Annotated in this window: 12 protein-coding genes; 6 read left to right on the top strand and 6 right to left on the bottom strand. The window is 51.9% G+C overall.

Features of this window, described 5'->3' with window-relative positions:
* Window positions 1-105: 105 nt before the first annotated feature.
* Window positions 106-2,679 (bottom strand): pectate lyase family protein, encoded by a 2,574-nt coding sequence (locus BUB73_RS07140; RefSeq protein ID WP_139259144.1) that lies wholly within the window; start codon window positions 2,677-2,679, stop codon window positions 106-108.
* A 256-nt stretch (window positions 2,680-2,935) separates the two neighbouring features.
* Here BUB73_RS07140 and BUB73_RS07135 point away from each other — a divergent pair, with 256 nt between their 5' ends.
* The 3 genes from BUB73_RS07135 to BUB73_RS17975 all read left to right on the top strand — a co-directional run bounded on the left by BUB73_RS07135 (window position 2,936) and on the right by BUB73_RS17975 (window position 5,553).
* Window positions 2,936-4,705, top strand: a complete 1,770-nt coding sequence (locus BUB73_RS07135) for an AMP-dependent synthetase/ligase (RefSeq protein WP_073233764.1) — start codon at window positions 2,936-2,938, stop codon at window positions 4,703-4,705.
* 286 nt (window positions 4,706-4,991) lie between these two features.
* Entirely contained in the window at window positions 4,992-5,435 is a 444-nt protein-coding gene (locus BUB73_RS07130) for an LD-carboxypeptidase (protein ID WP_083539689.1), read from the top strand.
* Window positions 5,362-5,553: a hypothetical protein gene (locus BUB73_RS17975; protein WP_139259149.1), complete on the top strand. Its 192-nt coding sequence runs from the start codon at window positions 5,362-5,364 to the stop codon at window positions 5,551-5,553. The genes BUB73_RS07130 and BUB73_RS17975 overlap by 74 nt, the downstream gene beginning before the upstream one ends.
* A 185-nt stretch (window positions 5,554-5,738) precedes the next feature.
* On the opposite strand, the gene BUB73_RS07120 is transcribed toward BUB73_RS17975, so the two are convergent.
* From BUB73_RS07120 to rpsO, 5 genes are all read right to left on the bottom strand, one after another.
* Entirely contained in the window at window positions 5,739-6,905 is a 1,167-nt protein-coding gene (locus BUB73_RS07120) for a phosphoglycerate dehydrogenase (RefSeq protein ID WP_073156644.1), read from the bottom strand.
* A gap of 181 nt (window positions 6,906-7,086) precedes the next feature.
* The gene (ispG, locus tag BUB73_RS07115) at window positions 7,087-8,826 is read right to left on the bottom strand and encodes a (E)-4-hydroxy-3-methylbut-2-enyl-diphosphate synthase (protein ID WP_073284716.1); all 1,740 of its coding nucleotides are present in this window, start codon (window positions 8,824-8,826) and stop codon (window positions 7,087-7,089) included.
* A gap of 133 nt (window positions 8,827-8,959) precedes the next feature.
* On the bottom strand, window positions 8,960-10,651 hold the full coding sequence (locus BUB73_RS07110) for an HD domain-containing phosphohydrolase (RefSeq protein WP_073156639.1): 1,692 nt from the start codon (window positions 10,649-10,651) through the stop codon (window positions 8,960-8,962).
* 212 nt (window positions 10,652-10,863) lie between these two features.
* Window positions 10,864-13,101 carry a polyribonucleotide nucleotidyltransferase gene (gene pnp / locus BUB73_RS07105; RefSeq protein ID WP_371328336.1) on the bottom strand — a complete coding sequence of 746 codons (2,238 nt, stop codon included), beginning with the start codon at window positions 13,099-13,101 and terminating at the stop codon, window positions 10,864-10,866.
* Window positions 13,102-13,163: 62 nt separating this feature from the next.
* Window positions 13,164-13,436 carry a 30S ribosomal protein S15 gene (gene rpsO / locus BUB73_RS07100; protein ID WP_073156633.1) on the bottom strand — a complete coding sequence of 91 codons (273 nt, stop codon included), beginning with the start codon at window positions 13,434-13,436 and terminating at the stop codon, window positions 13,164-13,166.
* 298 nt (window positions 13,437-13,734) lie between these two features.
* Here rpsO and BUB73_RS07095 point away from each other — a divergent pair, with 298 nt between their 5' ends.
* The 3 genes from BUB73_RS07095 to BUB73_RS07085 all read left to right on the top strand — a co-directional run bounded on the left by BUB73_RS07095 (window position 13,735) and on the right by BUB73_RS07085 (window position 18,179).
* Window positions 13,735-14,364 (top strand): lytic transglycosylase domain-containing protein, encoded by a 630-nt coding sequence (locus BUB73_RS07095; RefSeq protein ID WP_073156630.1) that lies wholly within the window; start codon window positions 13,735-13,737, stop codon window positions 14,362-14,364.
* Between the two features lie 280 nt (window positions 14,365-14,644).
* Complete coding sequence (locus BUB73_RS07090) at window positions 14,645-15,406, top strand: hypothetical protein (protein ID WP_254794857.1); 762 nt, start codon at window positions 14,645-14,647, stop codon at window positions 15,404-15,406.
* A gap of 160 nt (window positions 15,407-15,566) precedes the next feature.
* Complete coding sequence (locus BUB73_RS07085; RefSeq protein WP_073233770.1) at window positions 15,567-18,179, top strand: VPS10 domain-containing protein; 2,613 nt, start codon at window positions 15,567-15,569, stop codon at window positions 18,177-18,179.
* The last annotated feature ends 61 nt before the right edge of the window (window positions 18,180-18,240 follow it).

Here is an 18,240-nt window from a genome sequence, read left to right as displayed (position 1 = left end):
CCCCATACTGTGCAGAACGCTTTCCCGGGACCGGATTCACGTACCCTACGCGTCGTCCGATCCCTAGGCTACTTGTCGCAGCGTAAATTTTACGGCATCGCGATTTTACTGTTTGACGATTTTGCGTTGGAACGTCTTACCGTCGGCCACCAGGCGCACCAGGTATATGCCAGGCTGCAGATGACTCAGGTCATAGCTGACCCCGCCGGGCATTCCGTTCAGGCGCACCTTACGGCCATCCATACGGACCACATCCAGTCGGCGGATTTCGCTAGCGAACACATCCAGACGGCATTCCGAGACGTTATACATCAAGGGGTTTCCGTTGGCAGCAACCGTGGCAGAGAATCCAGTTTCTTCACCTTCGGAAGGTTCATCCTTAGAAGGTTCGTCCTTGGAGCCGGAAGAGGCGGGACCGTCTTCGGCAGGTTCGCTGGAGGAAGCCGGATCGTCGCTGCTGGAGGAGCCCGGCTCATCGGCGGAGGCATCAATCTTAACAGAGATCAGGAAGAGGTTAGCGGAATCGCCCTTGGTAATGGAATGCTTACCGGCAGCCAGCTTGACTTTTACAACGCCTGCGGTGGCAGTATACTTTTCACCATCGATCTTGATCACCTTAGCGAAATCACCGTTGAAAACCAGAGTCACTTCAGCAGACTTGGCCAGCACGAATTCAACAGATGTAGCCGATTCAATCTTGAGGCAGCGGGTCAATTCGGCACCGTTGTAAGACACGGTTCCCTTGCTGGTAGAAAGGTTTCCGAGGAATTCGAAGTAGTCGCTGCTGGCTCCTTCTTCGGTAAAGTTATGCACCAGGTCTGCAGAAATAGACTTCAAGTCGGAACTTTCATCAACGGGATCGTCTGCAGGCGCTTCGACGGTGGCAGAGGAGCTGTTAGGAACAACGCCACCAGAGACACTGCTGGAACTGGCCACAGTCGCACTGGAGGAAGGTTCAACAGAAGCACTGGAAGAGGGGCTGGATGCGGTTCCCGAAGAGGAGTTGGGAACGGCCGGAGTCACGACAACCGCGCCATCACCCTGGATAGACTTGACGCTACCGGTATAGGCCACCAGCTTATTTTTCAGAGCCTGGTTCACAGCATAGAGGGCATCGTCTTCGGCGGTAAAGGTCCACTTGAAATCACCGCCATTGATACGGCCTGCATAGGTCATCACGTTAGCCTTGGCGTCATCCGGTTCATCGGCTGTATACTTGTACATGACCGAGGTATTCACGTCGAAGTTGTTGTACTTGTTGCCACCAGACTTAGAAACAACAGTGGCAGGAACCTGTTCGTCGCGCTTGCTCACCACGTAGGCGTCGAAGTCGGTCTTGGTATTGATGGAGCCAACGGCAGTTCCGTCAACGCCCTTCAGGCGGTAGGTGGTTGCGCCGTAAGCGATGAAGGTACCGCCTTCTGCAAACTTGTTATTGTAGGCCTTGATGGTTCCGCCCGCTTCCTTGCTGAAGGTAGCGTTAACGGTGGTGCTGGTGGTAGTACCGGCATAAAGGTCGGAACCCTGCATAGAAGTGAGCATGGGGAACTTGCAGTTACGGAAGTAGTTACCTTCCATGAACACAGAGGAACCCAAGGTAGAGCCCGCACCGTACTTGGCATTGCCATCGTAGTAGTTGTTGTAGACGTGAGCGCTGTAATAACGCACGCGAGGATGACGGCTATCGGAATGGTCGTACCAGTTATGGTGATAGGTAATGTAGTAGCCGTCGGTAGTCCCTTCGGAAAGGCCCAGCAAGTTGGACTTGCCGTTATCCCAGAAGTGGTTGTAGCTGAAGGTGACGTAAGTAGACTTCTTGCAGTCCAGGGCTCCATCGCCCTTCACCTGGTCCGCATCGGAACCGGCATCGCCGTAGAACATATCGTTGTTGTGGATCCAGATGTACTGGTCGTTCTGCTGAAGACCGATGTTGTCGCCTTCGGAACTGTTCACGTTCATGACGCCCATATTGCGGACTTCTACGTTCTGGGCGTTCTTGATGCGGATACCCCAACCGTTTGCGGTAGCATCTTCGCCAATACCTTCAATGGTCACATAGGAATCTTCGGAAGAGCCCAAATCAATGAGCATGTCGCCTGCCACCAGGGAATCGGAGTCCGTCACGTTACCGATAAAGCGGAAGTCGAAAGGACGAGTTTCGTAACCCTTCTTCATGCAGTTCAGAATGCCCTGGAAGCTCTTGCAAGTGGTCTTCGTGCCCTTGGAATTGGTCACCACGTCGGCGGTCACCTTGTTCTTGGAATTTTCGGAAACATACACCACCACGGCACCGCTCTTGAGAGTACCGTCGGTATTGTAGGCCCCAGGAACGCGGCCATTGCTAAAGGCAAAACCGGTGCGGTCATGAGCCTTCACAGAAACCGTCTTGGATTCGGCAGCCCCTTCGGCACCATTCACCACGGGAACAATCTTCAAGGTGTGTGAGCCTGCCTTCAGGCCGACCACGTCAGCACGCATATAGGAACCGTAGCTACGAATCAGCGGATCATCGATCTTGGTTCCGTCCACATAGACATTGTAGCTGGAGGCACCGGAAACAGGCTGCCATTCCGCATAGGCGGATTCCAGCCAACCGGCAGCGGTATTGACAGTCAGCGCCGAGGCGGAAGCGGCAAGGCCCAGCACTGCGGCAGAGAGAGAAAGAAATTTGCAATCCATAAACATCCCTTTTTTAAACCTTGAGAACGGGCACCATCCCGTTGTTCTCATTTTCTTTCTCAAATATAATGTTTATTTTTTAGAAAAGCAATATAAAAATTCTGATTTTTAAACAAAAATAAAGATTTTCAATATAAGAACGTTCTCAAAATCATTTAAAAGCATCATATTTTGTACCTTTCTACCCAGCCCTTTCTTTTTCAAGGTCTGCATAAATCTATTTTTGCATCAATCATATTTGAACCAAGGAGTTCCCATGGAACCGCTGCTGCACCAGTCCCTCGCCCACATGTTCTTCGCTACCTGCGACAGAGAGGATTTCCCCGGCTGGTACCACAGAAAACACGAACAGTGGATTTATTTCTCTAGGCAGCAACTCGCCAGAGATACCCGCTCCTTGGCCCTTGCGTTCAAGAACCGCGGAATCAAGGAACACCAGAGTATCGGCATCGTAGCCAACAGCTGCCCGGAATGGATCATGACGGACATCGCATCCCAGCTGAATCACGCCCAGGTGGTCCCCCTGTTTCCCAACATTTCCTCGGACAATTTCAACTTCCAGTGTGATGACTCCGACGTCCAGATTCTGCTGCTGAACAACGTAAACGAACTGGACCAGGCCATCAAGGACGTCCTTCCCCGCTTTAGCGTGGTCATCTGCATCGATCCGGCATCCGACTGCCCCGACAACGGCGTCTACTGGCACGACCTGATCCGCGAAGGCCAGGAACTGGCCAAGAAGCCCGAATCCTCCGCCTGGATCCAAAGTCAGCTGGAATCCATCAACCCCGACGACCTGTTCAGCATCATCTACACCAGCGGTTCCACCGGACGTCCCAAGGGTGCCGAACTGAGCCACCGCAACATGCTGGCGCAGATTCAGACCATCAGGCGCGATGTTGTCGCCCTGAACCACAACGACGTAGGTCTCGTAGTGCTGCCCGTGGCCCATGTGCTGGAACGCATGACCACCTATTTCTTTATCCTGAACGCCACAAAGGTATTCTTCGCCGACACCCCCAAGAACACCGCCCTCCTGATGAAGGAAGTCAAGCCCACCGTCATGATGGTGGTCCCCCGCATTCTGGAACGCGTCTACGAAAGCATGACGGCCGCCGGCGAAAAGTGCCACGGTTTCAAGCGTTGGCTGATTAACCGCGCCGTAAAGATTGCAAAGATTGAGGACCCCACCAAGCGCCCCAGCATCGCCCGCCGCATTTACGACAAACTGGTCTACAAGAAAATGCGCGAAGCCATCGGCGGCAAGTTCCGCCTGATCGTCTGCGGTGGCGGCGCCCTGAACAAGTCCATCTGCCGATTCCTGCTGAACGTTGGCATCAACATCTGCGAAGGTTACGGCCTTACCGAATGCGCCCCCGTGCTCACGGTGAACACTCCCAAGTGCATCCGCCCCGGTAGCGTGGGCATCCCCCTTGCCTATCTGGACGTAAAGATCGGCGAGAACAGCGAAGTCCTGGCCAAGGGCGACAGCGTTTTCAAGGGCTACCACAACATGCCCGAAGTAAACAAGGAAATCTTTACCGAAGACGGTTACCTCAAGACAGGAGACCAGGGATCCTTCGACGAAGACGGCTACCTGTTCTTGATCGGTCGCATCAAGGAACTGCTGAAGACCAGCACCGGCAAGTATGTAAGCCCCAACCCCATCGAGCTTGAAATCAGCCGCCACCCGCTGGTGGAACAGGCCCTTGTCATCGCCAACGACCGTAAGTTCGCTTCTGTGCTTATCTTCCTGAACCCCATCAACGCACGCCGCTTCCTGAACCGCACCAAGGACGAATTCGATATCAACCGCGCTCTGGAATCCAAGCACATCAACGAGGCTCTGGAACGTCACATCACCCGCATCAACAAGAAGCTGAACCATTGGGAACAAATCCGCAAGTGGACCCTCATTGGAGACAGCCTCACCGTTGAATCAGGCTTGCTGACTCCCACCCTCAAGATCCGTCGCAAAGCCGCCGAAGAAATGTACAGCGAACAAATCGAAGAAATGTACAAGTAGCGGAGAGCGATGAGCAGCGAGCTGTGTGCTGCGAGCGGAAAGACTCGAGGCGCGAGGCTTGAGGTATCATCCTGAGCGAAGGCATGTAAGGCCGTAGTCGATATAGAATTATTAGCAATTTATTGCCTTACAATTCTTAGGTTCGAAGGAGCAGGATCTAGATACTAGATATGAGTTATTGGACGTTTGACGTGGGACTTCTAACTGGATTAGTGAACAATGAATAGTGAACAGTGAAAGGCGCCTAACTTTAACTCAAAGCTCAAAGCTCATAACTCATATCTAAATATTACAAATAACGAATACGTTACCAACGAGTACATCACAAACGAGTACAACACTTAAGAGCTGGGGCTTAACGGTAATCGAGGCCAGCAACCTGTATTCAAGCGCAGAGGAAGGACGCTACTCGGGAACTCTGGACGAACGCGCAGACGCCATGCAAGCCCTTATTGACAACAAGAGCGTCAAGGCCATTTTCTTTGCACGCGGGGGCTACGGCAGCAGCCAGCTTCTGAACAAGCTCAACTACTCAAAGCTTGAAAAGCACCCCAAATGGTTCGTGGGCTATAGCGACATTACCGCCTTCCACATTGCATTGAACAACCTTGGTTTCGAAACTATCCAAGGACCCATGATGAAAGGCTTCAACAAGGATTCTCGACCTGAACGCCACCAACTCTATTCTTTCCATCGAAGAAATCATCCAAAAGTATTTTGGAGATCTTGAGATCCCCATCGTTTACGGCATCAGCTCTGGCCACGACACCGCCAACTGGCCGCTATACCTGGGAGCAAAGGTTTCTATAAAGGTCACCGACAAAAAGGCAACCATACAGTTTAAGTAGAGGTATGAGGCGACAGGCTTCAGGCGACAGGTACGAGGGCGGAGCCTTCGGCTCCTTTGAACTAGATATCTCATAATCACAACTCATATCTCATAACTAAAAAAAGCCAGGTTTTCACCTGGCCTTTTTTGCAAGGTCGACCTCATACCTCAAAGGAAGGCGAAGCCGACCGACCTCTTTGCCTATTAGAAATGGATCACGCGAACCTTGATGACCTTGGGCAGCTGAGCCAGCTTGTCCTTGATGGAATCATCAATGGAGCTTTCGATGTCGATCAGGTTGTAACCGATCTTGCCGTTGCTCTTGTTGGAGAAGGAGGCAATGTTGATGCCTTCTGCACCCACAACCTTGGTGATTTCAGCGATCATGTTGGGAACGTCTTCGTTAATCACCACAACGCGGGTCTTGATGCCCATGTGGGGCTTGTCCATGAGAGCCGGGAAGTTAACGGAGTTACGGACGCAACCGAATTCGATGTAGTCCTTCAGTTCTTCAACAGCCATGACTGCGCAGTTTTCTTCAGCTTCTTCGGTAGAAGCGCCCAGGTGCGGGAAGCACTGGATCTTGTCGTGCTGAATCTGCTTTGCATCGGGGAAGTCGCTGAGGTAACCCTGGAGAGTACCGTTGTCCAGCATTTCGTAAATGGGGTCCATTTCAACCAGACCGTTACGGGCGAAGTTCAGGATATGAGTACCCTTGAAGTTAGCCAGGTTCTTGCGGTTCAGGAGGTTTTCGGTAACGCCCTTGATGAACGGAACGTGAACGGTAAGGAAGTCAGAATTTGCGATCACGGTGTCGAGATCGGCAATTTCAACCTTGTTGGAAAGTTCGTGCATGTTCAGTGCATTGGGATACGGTTCGTATGCGATCACGCGCATGTTCTTCCAACGAGCATAGTTAGCAACGAGAACGCCGATCTTGCCGAGGCCGATAACACCGAGGGTCTTGCCAGCCAGTTCAGAACCAGCGAACTTCTTCTTGCCGCTTTCAACAGTCTTGGCCATATCCGGATCATTGATGTCCAGAGCCTTGACCCAGTTTGCAGCCTGTGCAACATTACGAACAGCCATACCGAGAACGGTCATCACGAGTTCAGCAACAGCGTTTGCATTTGCACCCGGAGTATTGAACACGCAGACACCCTTAGCGGAAGCCTTGTCGATAGTGATGTTGTTAACACCAGCACCGGCACGAGCCACAGCCAGGAGGCCGTCAAACTGATCAGTATCAACCTGAGCAGAACGGACGAGGATAGCGTCCGGATTTTCGACGGTATCAGAAACCTGATAGTAAGCTCCAAACAGGCTGAGGCCCTTCTTGGAGATGTTGTTCATAGTCTTAATAGTTGCCATGATTTATTCCTTGTAGTTTATGTTAAAAATTCTCGAGGTCGCACCTATGGTGCTTTGAGGTGCGAGGTCGCGCTTCGCGCTCTGAGGCTTGAGTTTCGCGGATTTGCCGCCTTTATTTTGCTCAAGGGCAGTAGGCCCGTCCTCAAAGTCTTTCGAAGAAAGACGACCTCACCGCCCATACCTATGGTTCTACCCAGCGACCGCGTTCCTTGATGAGAGCTACCAATTCTTCGATGGCATCTTCTTCGGGAATGTTCTTCTTGACTGCGGTCTTTCCTTCGAACAGGGTGATACGGCCAGGACCGCCACCCACGTAACCGAAGTCAGCATCAGCCATTTCACCCGGGCCATTCACGATACAGCCCATAATGCCGATAGACAAATCCTTCAGATGACCAAAGCGGGCCTTTATCTTACCCATCACTTCCTGGATGTTGTACAAAGTACGGCCACAGCTGGGGCAGCTAATAAAGTTGGTCTTGCTGCGACGGCAGTAGGCAGCCTGCAAAATATCGAAAGCCAGTTCCACAGATTCCTTGGGGCTCTTGAAACCTTCGATAACAACAGCGTCACCGATACCGTCAGTGACCAGGCTACCGATGTCGGCAGAAGCACGGAGCATATCCTTCTCGGAGCTACCGATGTTGGCATAGAGCAAGATGGGATCCTTGCGGCCAGCGGCTTCCATTGCAGAAACCAGGGCGCGAACACCAGAAACCATGTTATCGCCAGTATAGCAGAACACGGAACCTTCCGGAACAGAAATAGGATTGGCGGCAAAGCCAGCAATATCCATGGGATCGTCAAAAGCCACAACAGGCTTGTCGGCCAGGCTGGCCACGGCAAATTCAGGACCGCGACCTTCAGAAGTCAGGCTGGCAGCATCGGAACGAACACCGACCTTGACCGGCTGAGCGCCACCGATTTCCACACCGTTAAGAACAACGGGCTTGGTTTCGCGACGAGCGTAGTGGTACGGATCCTTTTCGAGAATAGGCACATCGTAGCTTACCGGAACTGCGGGCAAGGCGCAAGCCTTGATCAGTTCCTGGGCAACGGGGACTTCGGCCACAGGATCTTCTGTCAGGGAGACGCGGATGGTATCGGCAAGACCGTCCATCAAGAGGGCACCAATACCTGCGGCAGACTTCATGCGGCCATCGGCACCGGCGCCAGCTTCGGTAACGCCCACATGGAAGGGGTACGGCTTGTAGTTTTCCTGCTTGATACGGGCAGCCAGCATACGGTAGGCAGAAATAGCCACGCGAGGATTGCTGGACTTCAGGCTCAGGACCACCTGGTCAAAATGTTCGGCTTCGCAAACAGCCAGGTATTCCATGACAGATTCCACCATGCCTTCCACGGTGTCGCCATAGCGGTAAATCATACGGGCAGAAAGGGAACCGTGGTTCACGCCAATGCGGATCACGCGGCCCAGACGCTTTGCTTCCTGGACGAAGGGAGTGAACTGTTCAGCCACCTTCTCCTTGCCTTCTTCGAACATGGCGTCAGTCTGATTTTCCAAAGTCAGGATGCCGGTATCAACGAAATTACCCGGATTGATACGGACCTTTTCAACCCACTTGAGAGCTTCGAAAGCAGCCTTGGGCTGGAAGTGGATGTCGGCAGAAACCGGCACCTTGCAACCAGCGGCACGAATGCGCTTCATGACTTCTTCCAGCCCCTGGGCATCGGCCAGAGTGGGAGCGGTAATACGAACCAGGCCACAGCCAACCTTGGCAAGATCCAAGGTTTCCTGGACAGTCTTTTCAACGTCCTTGGGCTTGGTGGTAGTCATGGACTGAACTAAAATGGGGGCACCGCCCCCAATCAATGCATCACCAACACGAACCTGTACAGTTTCTCTACGGACTGCGTTAAAGCGGTCAGCAACATACGGAAATTCAGAAAACTTTGTCATATATAAGCAATTTAGGAAAAGTCGAGCGTCGCGGCAAAAGCGTTTTCGCTTTTGACATAACCGAGACGCACTAAATGCGCTTGTTAAAGCGCCATTTAGGAAAATCCGCAATTATCGGCACATTCCAAATTACTTATGTAGAAGATTTGTAGTACTCTTCCAGCTTTTCACGACAGTTATAGAAGCACTTCCACAGCGACGGATCGAACTGGGAACCCATGCCCTTGGCGATAATATCAAAGGCATCCTCGAAAGAGAATTTTTCCTTATAGCAACGCTTACTGACCAGGGCGTCGTATACATCGGCCACAGCCATCACACGGGCTTCAAACGGGATATTCTCGCCACTCAGGCCCCTGGGGTAGCCCCTTCCGTCATAACGTTCGTGATGGAAACAGGCCACGTTCCTGGCGATGTTCACGAAAGCAGGAACCTCGATCTGAGAAAGGAGATTCTCGACAATGGCAGCACCCTTTTCAGGGTGAGTTTTCATCTCCTCGAATTCCTCGGGAGTGAACTTTCCAGGTTTTCTCAGAATCTCATCGTTAATGGCAATCTTGCCCAAGTCGTGCATAGGTGCGGCACTGACCAGAGCGTCGTAGAAGGTATCTTCATACTTGCGCTGTCGATCCTTACGCAGTTCATCAACAAGGATAGACACCACCTTGCTGGTACGCTTGATATGACCGCCCGTATTGCTATCACGGCTTTCAACCATGTTGGCCATGCCCACAATCATCTGTTCCTGGATAGACTTCAACTGGTTGGCGTTACTCTTCACCACAGTCTTCAATCGGGTATTGCTGTCGCCAAGCATCTGCACATAGTTGTGCAAATCCGTATCGTCCACAATCTTGAACAGGTTCACATAACGATCACGGAACACGTTGACCTTGCGAACATAACAGCGATAATGACGAACGCTAGACAGGTATTCCTTGGTATCCAGATAATCCCCGTCCCGCACTTCCCTCACCCACAATCTCAGGAAATCGATGGCAGCAGAACCCGAAGGCAGCAAGTGGTCTACGCGGCAATTTTTTAAGGCAGGAATGATCTCGTAGGCAATCTCGTTGCATCCCAAAAAACGGTATGACGAAGACACCAGAATATACCCATCCGTATTGTTTTTTTCAAGAACAGATAGAACGCTATGCCCGATGTCATAACTCTTTACACGGAAGCAAATGTATATCAGCGCCAGCTGGTCAAACACATAGACCGCAGGCATGATCAAGGTATCGATTTCCCAAAGGCGCGAAGAGAAGAACGCCAAAATCGTAGCAATATCGATAAGGGACATGGCCACAAGGCACTTAAAGGAAACGTTCTTCTTCTTGGCAAAGGCATAGATAAGAATGCTTACGTTGGCGATCAGGAACCCAAAAATCATCAGGTTGAACAAATCATGGCCAAAGCCATAAGTCGCCACATAGTTACCCACCCCTTCGAATGTCTGGACATACTCAATGGAGGTGTAATAAATATCGCTGAAACCTACCGTACACGACAGGCCGAATATTAACATCGTATAGGCATTCAGGATCGTGCGCACGAACTTGTGGATTTTAACCCGGCAGACATCGGCGACGGCATAGAACATGAACAGGGGCAGAAATACGGAACCCGCATAGTTGAACTTGTTGGCCACAATGGCTTCATCCACGTTGGTAGACAAGCCAAGCATCAAGTGCCCCATGCAGGACACCAATACCAAAAAGCTAATGAACGAATAATTGCCACTAAACTTTGGATTCAGATGCCAAATCGCCACCACATTCAAGGCGGCAATAATACACAAAACCAACAAACACGTAATAATCATACACAAAAACCCTACAATTGGCCAGGCGGTCTCTCTTAAAGATAATCAACTTTAGAACTAATCGCAAACAAAGACCCCCAAAGGGGCCCCAAACGCATACAAAAAACTTGCAATATGTGATTTAGCAAACAATTACCGCTAACCAAAAAAAGCCCGACTGCTTTCGCAGCCAGGCTTTTTAAAGTTCTAGGAACTCTGTCGAAGTACTTCGATTAGGCTTCGGTTGCGGTCGCTTCTGCAGCAGCGCTAGCGGGTGCTTCAGGAGCGGCTTCGGCTGCGGGAGCAGCTTCAGCGGCCGGGGTTTCAGCCTTCGGGGGGAGCAGAGCCTTCATGGAAAGCTTCACCTTACCCTTCGGGTCAACACCGAGGCAGAGAACTTCAACTTCGTCACCGACGTGAACGACATCTTCAACCTTGTCGACGCGGTGGTCAGCAAGTTCAGAGATGTGCACGAGGCCATCGCGACCCGGGAGGATTTCGACGAATGCGCCGAACGGCTGGATCGTCTTAACCTTGCCCTTGTACTTGCGGCCCGGTTCCGGTTCTGCAGTGAGTTCTTCGATCATGCGGCGGCAAACTGCAGCAGCCTTACCAGTCGGAGCAGCGATGTCAACGTTACCGTTGTCGTCGATGTTGATGGTGCAGCCAGTCTGAGCCTGCATGCCCTTAATGACGGAGCCACCAGAGCCGATAACGTCACGGATCTTGTTGGTGGGCACCTTCATCTTGATCATGGTCGGAGCCTTTTCGGAAACCTTCGGACGAGGTGCGGCGAGGCCAAGTTCAGCCATGCGGCCGAGAATGTGGAGACGGCCCTGCTTGGCCTGTTCCAATGCCTGACGCATCAGTTCCGGAGTGATACCACGGATCTTGATATCCATCTGGAAGGCAGTGATACCTTCAGCGGTACCAGTCACCTTGAAGTCCATATCGCCGAGGTGGTCTTCAGTGCCGGTAATGTCGGACAAGATTTCAATCTTGCCGCCTTCCTTCACGGAACCCTTTTCGGAGATGAGGCCCATTGCGATACCAGCAACCGGAGCCTTGATAGGAACGCCAGCGTCCATCAAGGAGAGGCAGCCACCGCAAACGGAAGCCATGGAAGAAGAACCGTTGGATTCCTGAATTTCGGAAACCACGCGGATGGTGTACGGGAAGTCTTCGGGCAGCGGAAGAACTGCAGCCAGAGAACGTTCGGCGAGGTGGCCGTGACCGATTTCGCGGCGGCTGGTGCCGAGACGCTTGCATTCACCCACGCTGTACGGCGGGAAGTTGTAATGCAGCATGTAGCTCTTTGCGCCTTCACCCTGAAGGCTTTCATAACGTTGTTCGTCAGCCTTGGTGCCGAGAGTACATACAACGAAACCTTGAGTTTCACCGCGCTGGAAGATGGCAGAGCCATGAGCGCTGGGGAGAACGCCCATATCGATTTCGATGGGGCGGATTTCGGTAGTGGTACGGCCGTCCAAGCGGACGTGTTCGTTCAGGATCATTTCGCGCATTGCGGTGCGTTCCAGATCGCCGAAGATTGCCTTGGCATCAGCAAGGAGAGCTGCGTCCTGAGCGTCGCCTTCGCCAATGATAGCGAGGATACGCGGATCTTCAGTCATACGCTTGCAGAGGTCTGCCATAGCAGGATAGAAGTCGGTCTTGACCATGTTGGAATGAACGTCCTTCTGGAGTTCGTCATTCACAACTTCCTTAACGGTGGTGAGCAGCTTTTCGTGAGCTTCGCCAAGATCCTTCGGAGCGAGGATCATCTTCGGCATCTTACCGCACTGGTCAACAAGCTTCTGCTGAGCAATGCAAAGCTGCTTGATGACTTCGTGACCGGCGAGGATAGCGTTGATCATGGTGTCTTCGGACACTTCATAAGCGCCACCTTCCACCATGCAGACGGAGTCTTCGGTACCGGCGACCACCATGTCCAGATCGGCGCATGCAATCTGATCATAAGTGGGCATCACAACGTTCTGACCGTCAACGACGGCCACGCGAACTGCAGCAACCTGCTGTTCGAACGGGAGGTCAGAGAGACCAATGGAGAGAGAAGCAGCGCTCACGCCGAGAACGTCGGGAGCGAACTTCTTGTCGGCAGACATGACCTGCACGATGACCTGGACTTCACGAGTGAAGTTTTCCGGGAACATGGGGCGGATCGGTCGGTCGATAATACGAGCAGAGAGGGTTTCTTCGTCAGACGGACGACCAGCTTCACGCTTGGAATAGCCACCCGGGAGGCGACCAGCAGCGTAGGCCTTTTCGCGGTATTCAACCGTCAGGGGGAAGAAGTCACCTTCCTTTTCTTCGCCGTAGCAGACAGTGGACAGAACGAATGCGTCGCCCATCTTGGCAACAGCAGCGCCACGAGCCTGCTTGGCAATACGGCCGGTTTCGAAAGAGATGACACGACCATCGGGAAGTGTTACAGACACTTCCTTCGGGTCCAGCATCTTGCCGTACTTTTCTTTGTAAGCATCAATAGACATAGATTATCTCCAGTCCACAGAAATTAGCCGCGGAGACCCAATTCCTTGATAAGAGCACGCTGAGCGACAATGTCCTTTTCGCCGTAGTACTTGAGGAGAGTCTTGCGCTTTGCAACCATCATAGACAGACCGCGCAGAGAGTGGTGGTCCTTCTTGTGCTGCTTGGCGTGTTCGGTGAGGTTCTTGATCTTTTCAGTCAGGAGAGCGATCTGAACGCGGACGTTACCGGTGTCCTTTTCGTTTGCGCCAAACTTAGCGGTGATTTCTGCAGCCTTTTCTTTAGTAATAGTAGCCATTTTACTACCTGTTCCTTTTGGTTTGTTTGTTTTACTTATTTACACGTTTGCACCCGAGTATTCTACTTGAACTCCCAGTGGAATATAACTGGACGGGAATACCAAGGCGAAATGACGTTGAGGGATAATATAGGTAAAAAAAAGAGAGACGAAAGACGGGAAACGAGAGAAAAGAGGGAAAAAAGGGGCCAAAAGGGGTGTTTGCGACTGATTTTAAAAACTCGTAATTCATATTTCGTAATTCATAATTAAGACAACTGATTTTTCTATCATTGTTGGCGAAGGGTTTAGATAAATTTTGAAGAAGGTTTTACTGGTCATTTTTGCGATTGTATTCTTGTGCGGGGGCGTACTCCCTGCGGTGGAAGATTATCTTGACGAAATCGCAAACAGTAAGGAAGTTCTCACCTTCTTCAACAAGAAAGATTCCCCTGAAAAGCTAAAGAAGTTCATCGTTTCGGTGAACCGAAATTTGAGCGTTGCCGACGTGGATCGTTTTGCCGGATACATCCTGACCTACTCAAAACAGTATGATATGGATTACAAGTTGGTGGCAGCCATTATCGCTCAGGAAAGCAGGTTCAAGGTCAACGCCAAAAGTCGCGTCGGGGCTTTGGGTCTTATGCAGATCATGCCAACCACCGGGAAAAATGTCGCTCAAAAGTTGAAGCTTTCCAAGTACAGTTTGTTGAACCCGAAAGACAATATCCAGATTGGCGTAAAGTTCCTGTCGATGCTCCGCAGCGAGTACAAGGGCGATATAAACCTGATGTTGGCCCACTACAATGGCGGATACAGGCAGGCGGAACTGTACAAGGCATTCAGGTATTTTGAATTTTTACGCCTGATAACCATGCAGTACGAGACCTTTAATTACGTGAAAAAAGTAAAGACCAACTACCGAAAAATCTCCCGCGACGAGGTATGAGGTGGTCGCCTACGGCTCCTTTCAGCGATGAGCTATGAGCCTTGAGCAATGAGCTAGATAATCGCGCCAAAGGGACCTGACGTCACCCTGAGGAATCTCAGGATCTTGTGCGTTCACGGGATTCTGAAACAAGTTCAGAATGACAGTTTGCGGATGTTCAGAGAGACAGTCCCCACTGTTCACTATCCCCCCCTCTAGGTTGCGAAGCAACCGACCTGAAACCTCTAGCGTAGCGAACCTCATTTTCAATTGCTATCTTTGGCCGCAAATGTTTGAGTCCTTGAATTTTCACTTTTCCTTCTACGACTACCTGCTGGTAGCCATGGTGACTGCGCTTGGAACCTTGAGTGCTTACCTGAAGGACCCGCAGCTGAAGGCGGTTACGGCCACCATTCCCATCCCCTTCGGTTTCGCCTACATCGCCGTGGGCCTCCCCATCGGGGCCGCAAACGCCATTTCCGGATTCATGTGCATGCTGTATGCGAACATCGTCCGCATCCTCCATTACAAGGCTAAAGTGCCTATCGTGCTGTCCATCATTATAGGCCTTGCCTGTTTCGTGGCCATGGGCACCTTCCTTATGCCCCGCATCCCCGACAACGAAGCCTTTTTCGTAGGGGTCTGTGCCTTCGACTTTATCGTTGGCCTCATCATGTTCCAGAAGCAAAAATACAAGGCCGGTGTCCGCTACAAGACACCCCTGCCCATCTACATCAAGGCCCCCGCCATTGCCGGCGTGGTCAGTGGCCTCATGTTCATCAAGCGACTCATGGGCGGATTCTGCACCAGCTTCCCCATGATGAACTCCATCGTCAGCTACGAAAGCCGTTTTTCATTGGGTGACCAGTGCCGTCAGCTGCCCCTGTTCCTGATTGCAGGCCCCTTTATGTTCCTGGAGATGCACTTTATCGAGACCCGCCTGGGCCTAAACCATTGGCTGGTACTGCTTAGCGGCTACATTATCTTCAGCGTGATTTACGTTCCCCTGAACAATGAACTGAAACGAAGGAACGCCTGTAACTACAACAACCCCCAGGAATAGTTCCCCATAGGCATATTCCAAGCTGTTGTGATTAAATAAACGTTTTTAACAACAAGGGCGCCCCAAAGGCGTCCTTTTTCGCTATTTGGAAATATTTTATATAATGGTAATTTGGCACTTCATACAATTTAGGGTGCCGCTGGTGAAATCTGGAGAATATATGTTTGGAAAAATCAAGGCGATTGGCATTATGGCAGCCATTGTTGCCACCGGTGTAACACAGTCCAACGCTGAAGCTTACGACTGGGGTAACGTCCGTTTCGATGGTGGCGGATTCATGAGCGCCATCCTCCCCAGCCCCTATCAGAAAGATTTGATTTACGCCCGTACCGACGTGGGCGGCATCTACCGCTGGGATGCAACCAAGTCCTACTGGATTCCTCTTATGGACCAGTTCAGCGAAGAAGACAAGGGTCTTTACGGCACCGAATCTTTCGCCCTGGACCCCACCGATCCCAAGCGCATTTACGTTTTGGCAGGTACCGGCTATTTTAGCTGGGGACGCACTGCAGTACTCCGCTCCGAAGACTACGGTACCACCTGGGACACCACTTATGTAGGCAACAAGGAAGGCGAAGGTATTCTCGCCCACGGTAACGGCATGGGCCGCCAAACTGGCGAAAAGCTGGCCGTAGACCCCAACATGCCCAACATTATTCTTTGCGGTAGCCGTACTGCAGGCGTTTACAAAAGTGAAGACTATGGTAAAACCTGGAGCAGCCTCTACAAGGTGGCTATTTCTAGCGCCTCGGGAAACAGCCTGAGCGGCGTAAATGGTGTCGCCTTCGTCATGTTCGACGAATCCCAGGGCAAGCTAGCCGACGGCAGCACCGCCACCATTTACATCGGTATTTCCGACACCAAGGACAATCTGCAAGTTTCTAAGGATGGCGGTAAGACCTGGAAGACTATCGAAGGCGGCCCCTCCAAGTACATGCCCCACCGCGCCAAGATCGTAGATGGCGATATGTACATCACCTACGCCGATGGCCCCGGCCCCCATAACATTAGCGGCGGCGCCGTGATGAAGCTGAATCTCAAGTCCGGCACCTGGACCGACATCACCCCGTATGATGATGAAGAAGACGAAGGCGGCACCGTTCAGCACAAGAAGAACGAAAGTTCCTACGGCGGCATCGCCATCGACCCCAAGGACAAGAATCACATTGTAGTTTCTACCCTGGGCAAGTACACCGGCCGTCACGTAACCAAGGACGAAAAGGATAACTACGGCGACCGCATTTACGTTACCACAGACGGCGGCAAGAACTGGGTCCATGGTCAGCATTACGGCGACGTACCCAATATCGACGCCAACGGTACCGACTGGATTCCGGGTAATGCCATCCACTGGGCAGGCTCCCTGGAATTTGACCCGTTCAACAACAAGAAGGTCTGGGTCACCAGCGGTAACGGTATTTTCACTACCGACGACATCACCGCCAAGGTTCCTGTCTGGAAGTTTGAATCCAAGGGCGTAGAAGAAACCGTTCCCCTGGATATTGTCAGCATTCCGGGCGGTCCCCTGGTTACGGCCATCGGCGACTATGATGGTGGAGTATACACCGACATTAACGCACCCGTCAAGCGCCACTTCCCCATCGTAGGTTCTACCGAAAGCATCGGCTACGCAGCCCTCACCGGCACCTTGATGCGTACCGGTATCGTAACGGTCTACGGCCAGTACGATTCCAAGAGCTACAAGAAGATGTACCGTTCCGACGACTTGGGCAAAACCTGGGACGAGATGCCCATGGACACCACAAGCACCATGGAGAACATGCGTAAGGGCCACCTGACTCTCTCCGCAGACGGCAAGGTCATCATGCACAAGCCGGAAAACGGATCCAGCTTCTATCGCTCCGTTGACAACGGCAAGACATGGAAAGAAGTAAAGACCGGTAGCGGCAACGGCCGTATGGCTTCTGACCCCGTGAACCCGAAGGTATTCTACGTCATCGGCGATAACGGAGAAGTGATCGTTTCCAATGACGCCGGCGAAACCTTCAAGCAGGTAACATCTCTCAAGACCAACGAAAACTTCTCTGGCGATGGTAACCCCATCCGTACCGTTCCCGGCAGAGAAGGCCACATCTGGGTGGCTCGCGACCAGAATCAGATCTGGCAGAAAGACGGTTACACTCATAACGGTCTCAGCTATACCGAAGACGGTGGCAAGACCTGGAATGATTGCGACATCGTAGGTACCGCCGTTGCAGTAGGTATCGGTAAGGCAAAAGAAGGCGCCGACTACGAAACCATCTACATCTGGGGCGGCACCAGGGAATATGTAGGCGAAGGCCAGTGGGGCGGCAAGGAATACAAGTACTCCACCGTCGGCCTCTACCGCAGTACCGACAAGTGCAAGACTTTCGAACGCATCAACGATGACATGCATCAGTTCGGTGGTCCGGGTAACGGCAAGTTCGTCCAGGGCGACATGAACAACTACGGCGTGGTGTATATGAGTACCGTTGGCCGTGGCCTGATTGTTGGCGCACCGGAAGGAACCAACATTGTCATGAACAACCCCAGAATCATCAACATCGGACGTTCCGCCAGCATGAACCAGCAAGGACGCAGCCTCCAGATCGCAGCCCCCGAGGGAGCCGTTCTCAAGCTGTATTCCGCAAACGGAAAGATTGTCCTTTCTCAGCAAGTTGGCGGCAATGCAAACGTCAGCCTGAACAGAATTCCCATGGGTAAGTACATCGCCCGATTGACCAACGCCAACGGAAACAATCTGCTTTCCAAGGCCATCCTGGTCAAGTAAGCTTTAAGGAGCAAGAAAAGAAAGCCCTCGGTTTTTAGAACCGGGGGCCTTTCTTATGCAA

Origin of the sequence: Fibrobacter sp. UWH6 (genome assembly GCF_900142465.1) — a bacterium.
In the GTDB taxonomy this organism is placed as follows: domain Bacteria; phylum Fibrobacterota; class Fibrobacteria; order Fibrobacterales; family Fibrobacteraceae; genus Fibrobacter.
The sequence above is the reverse complement of the archived record's forward strand: the minus strand, read 5'-3'. Positions and strand labels throughout refer to the sequence as shown.

Bases quoted from the DNA above. Each gene is read 5' to 3' on its own strand.
- BUB73_RS07135 (WP_073233764.1), top strand. From the start codon at position 2,936: ATGGAACCGCTGCTGCACCAGTCCCTCGCCCACATGTTCTTCGCTACC.
- BUB73_RS07120 (WP_073156644.1), bottom strand. From the start codon at position 6,905: ATGGCAACTATTAAGACTATGAACAACATCTCCAAGAAGGGCCTCAGC.
- BUB73_RS07110 (WP_073156639.1), bottom strand. From the start codon at position 10,651: ATGATTATTACGTGTTTGTTGGTTTTGTGTATTATTGCCGCCTTGAAT.
- BUB73_RS07140 (WP_139259144.1), bottom strand. From the start codon at position 2,679: ATGGATTGCAAATTTCTTTCTCTCTCTGCCGCAGTGCTGGGCCTTGCC.
- rpsO (WP_073156633.1), bottom strand. From the start codon at position 13,436: ATGGCTACTATTACTAAAGAAAAGGCTGCAGAAATCACCGCTAAGTTT.
- ispG (WP_073284716.1), bottom strand. From the start codon at position 8,826: ATGACAAAGTTTTCTGAATTTCCGTATGTTGCTGACCGCTTTAACGCA.
- BUB73_RS07085 (WP_073233770.1), top strand. From the start codon at position 15,567: ATGTTTGGAAAAATCAAGGCGATTGGCATTATGGCAGCCATTGTTGCC.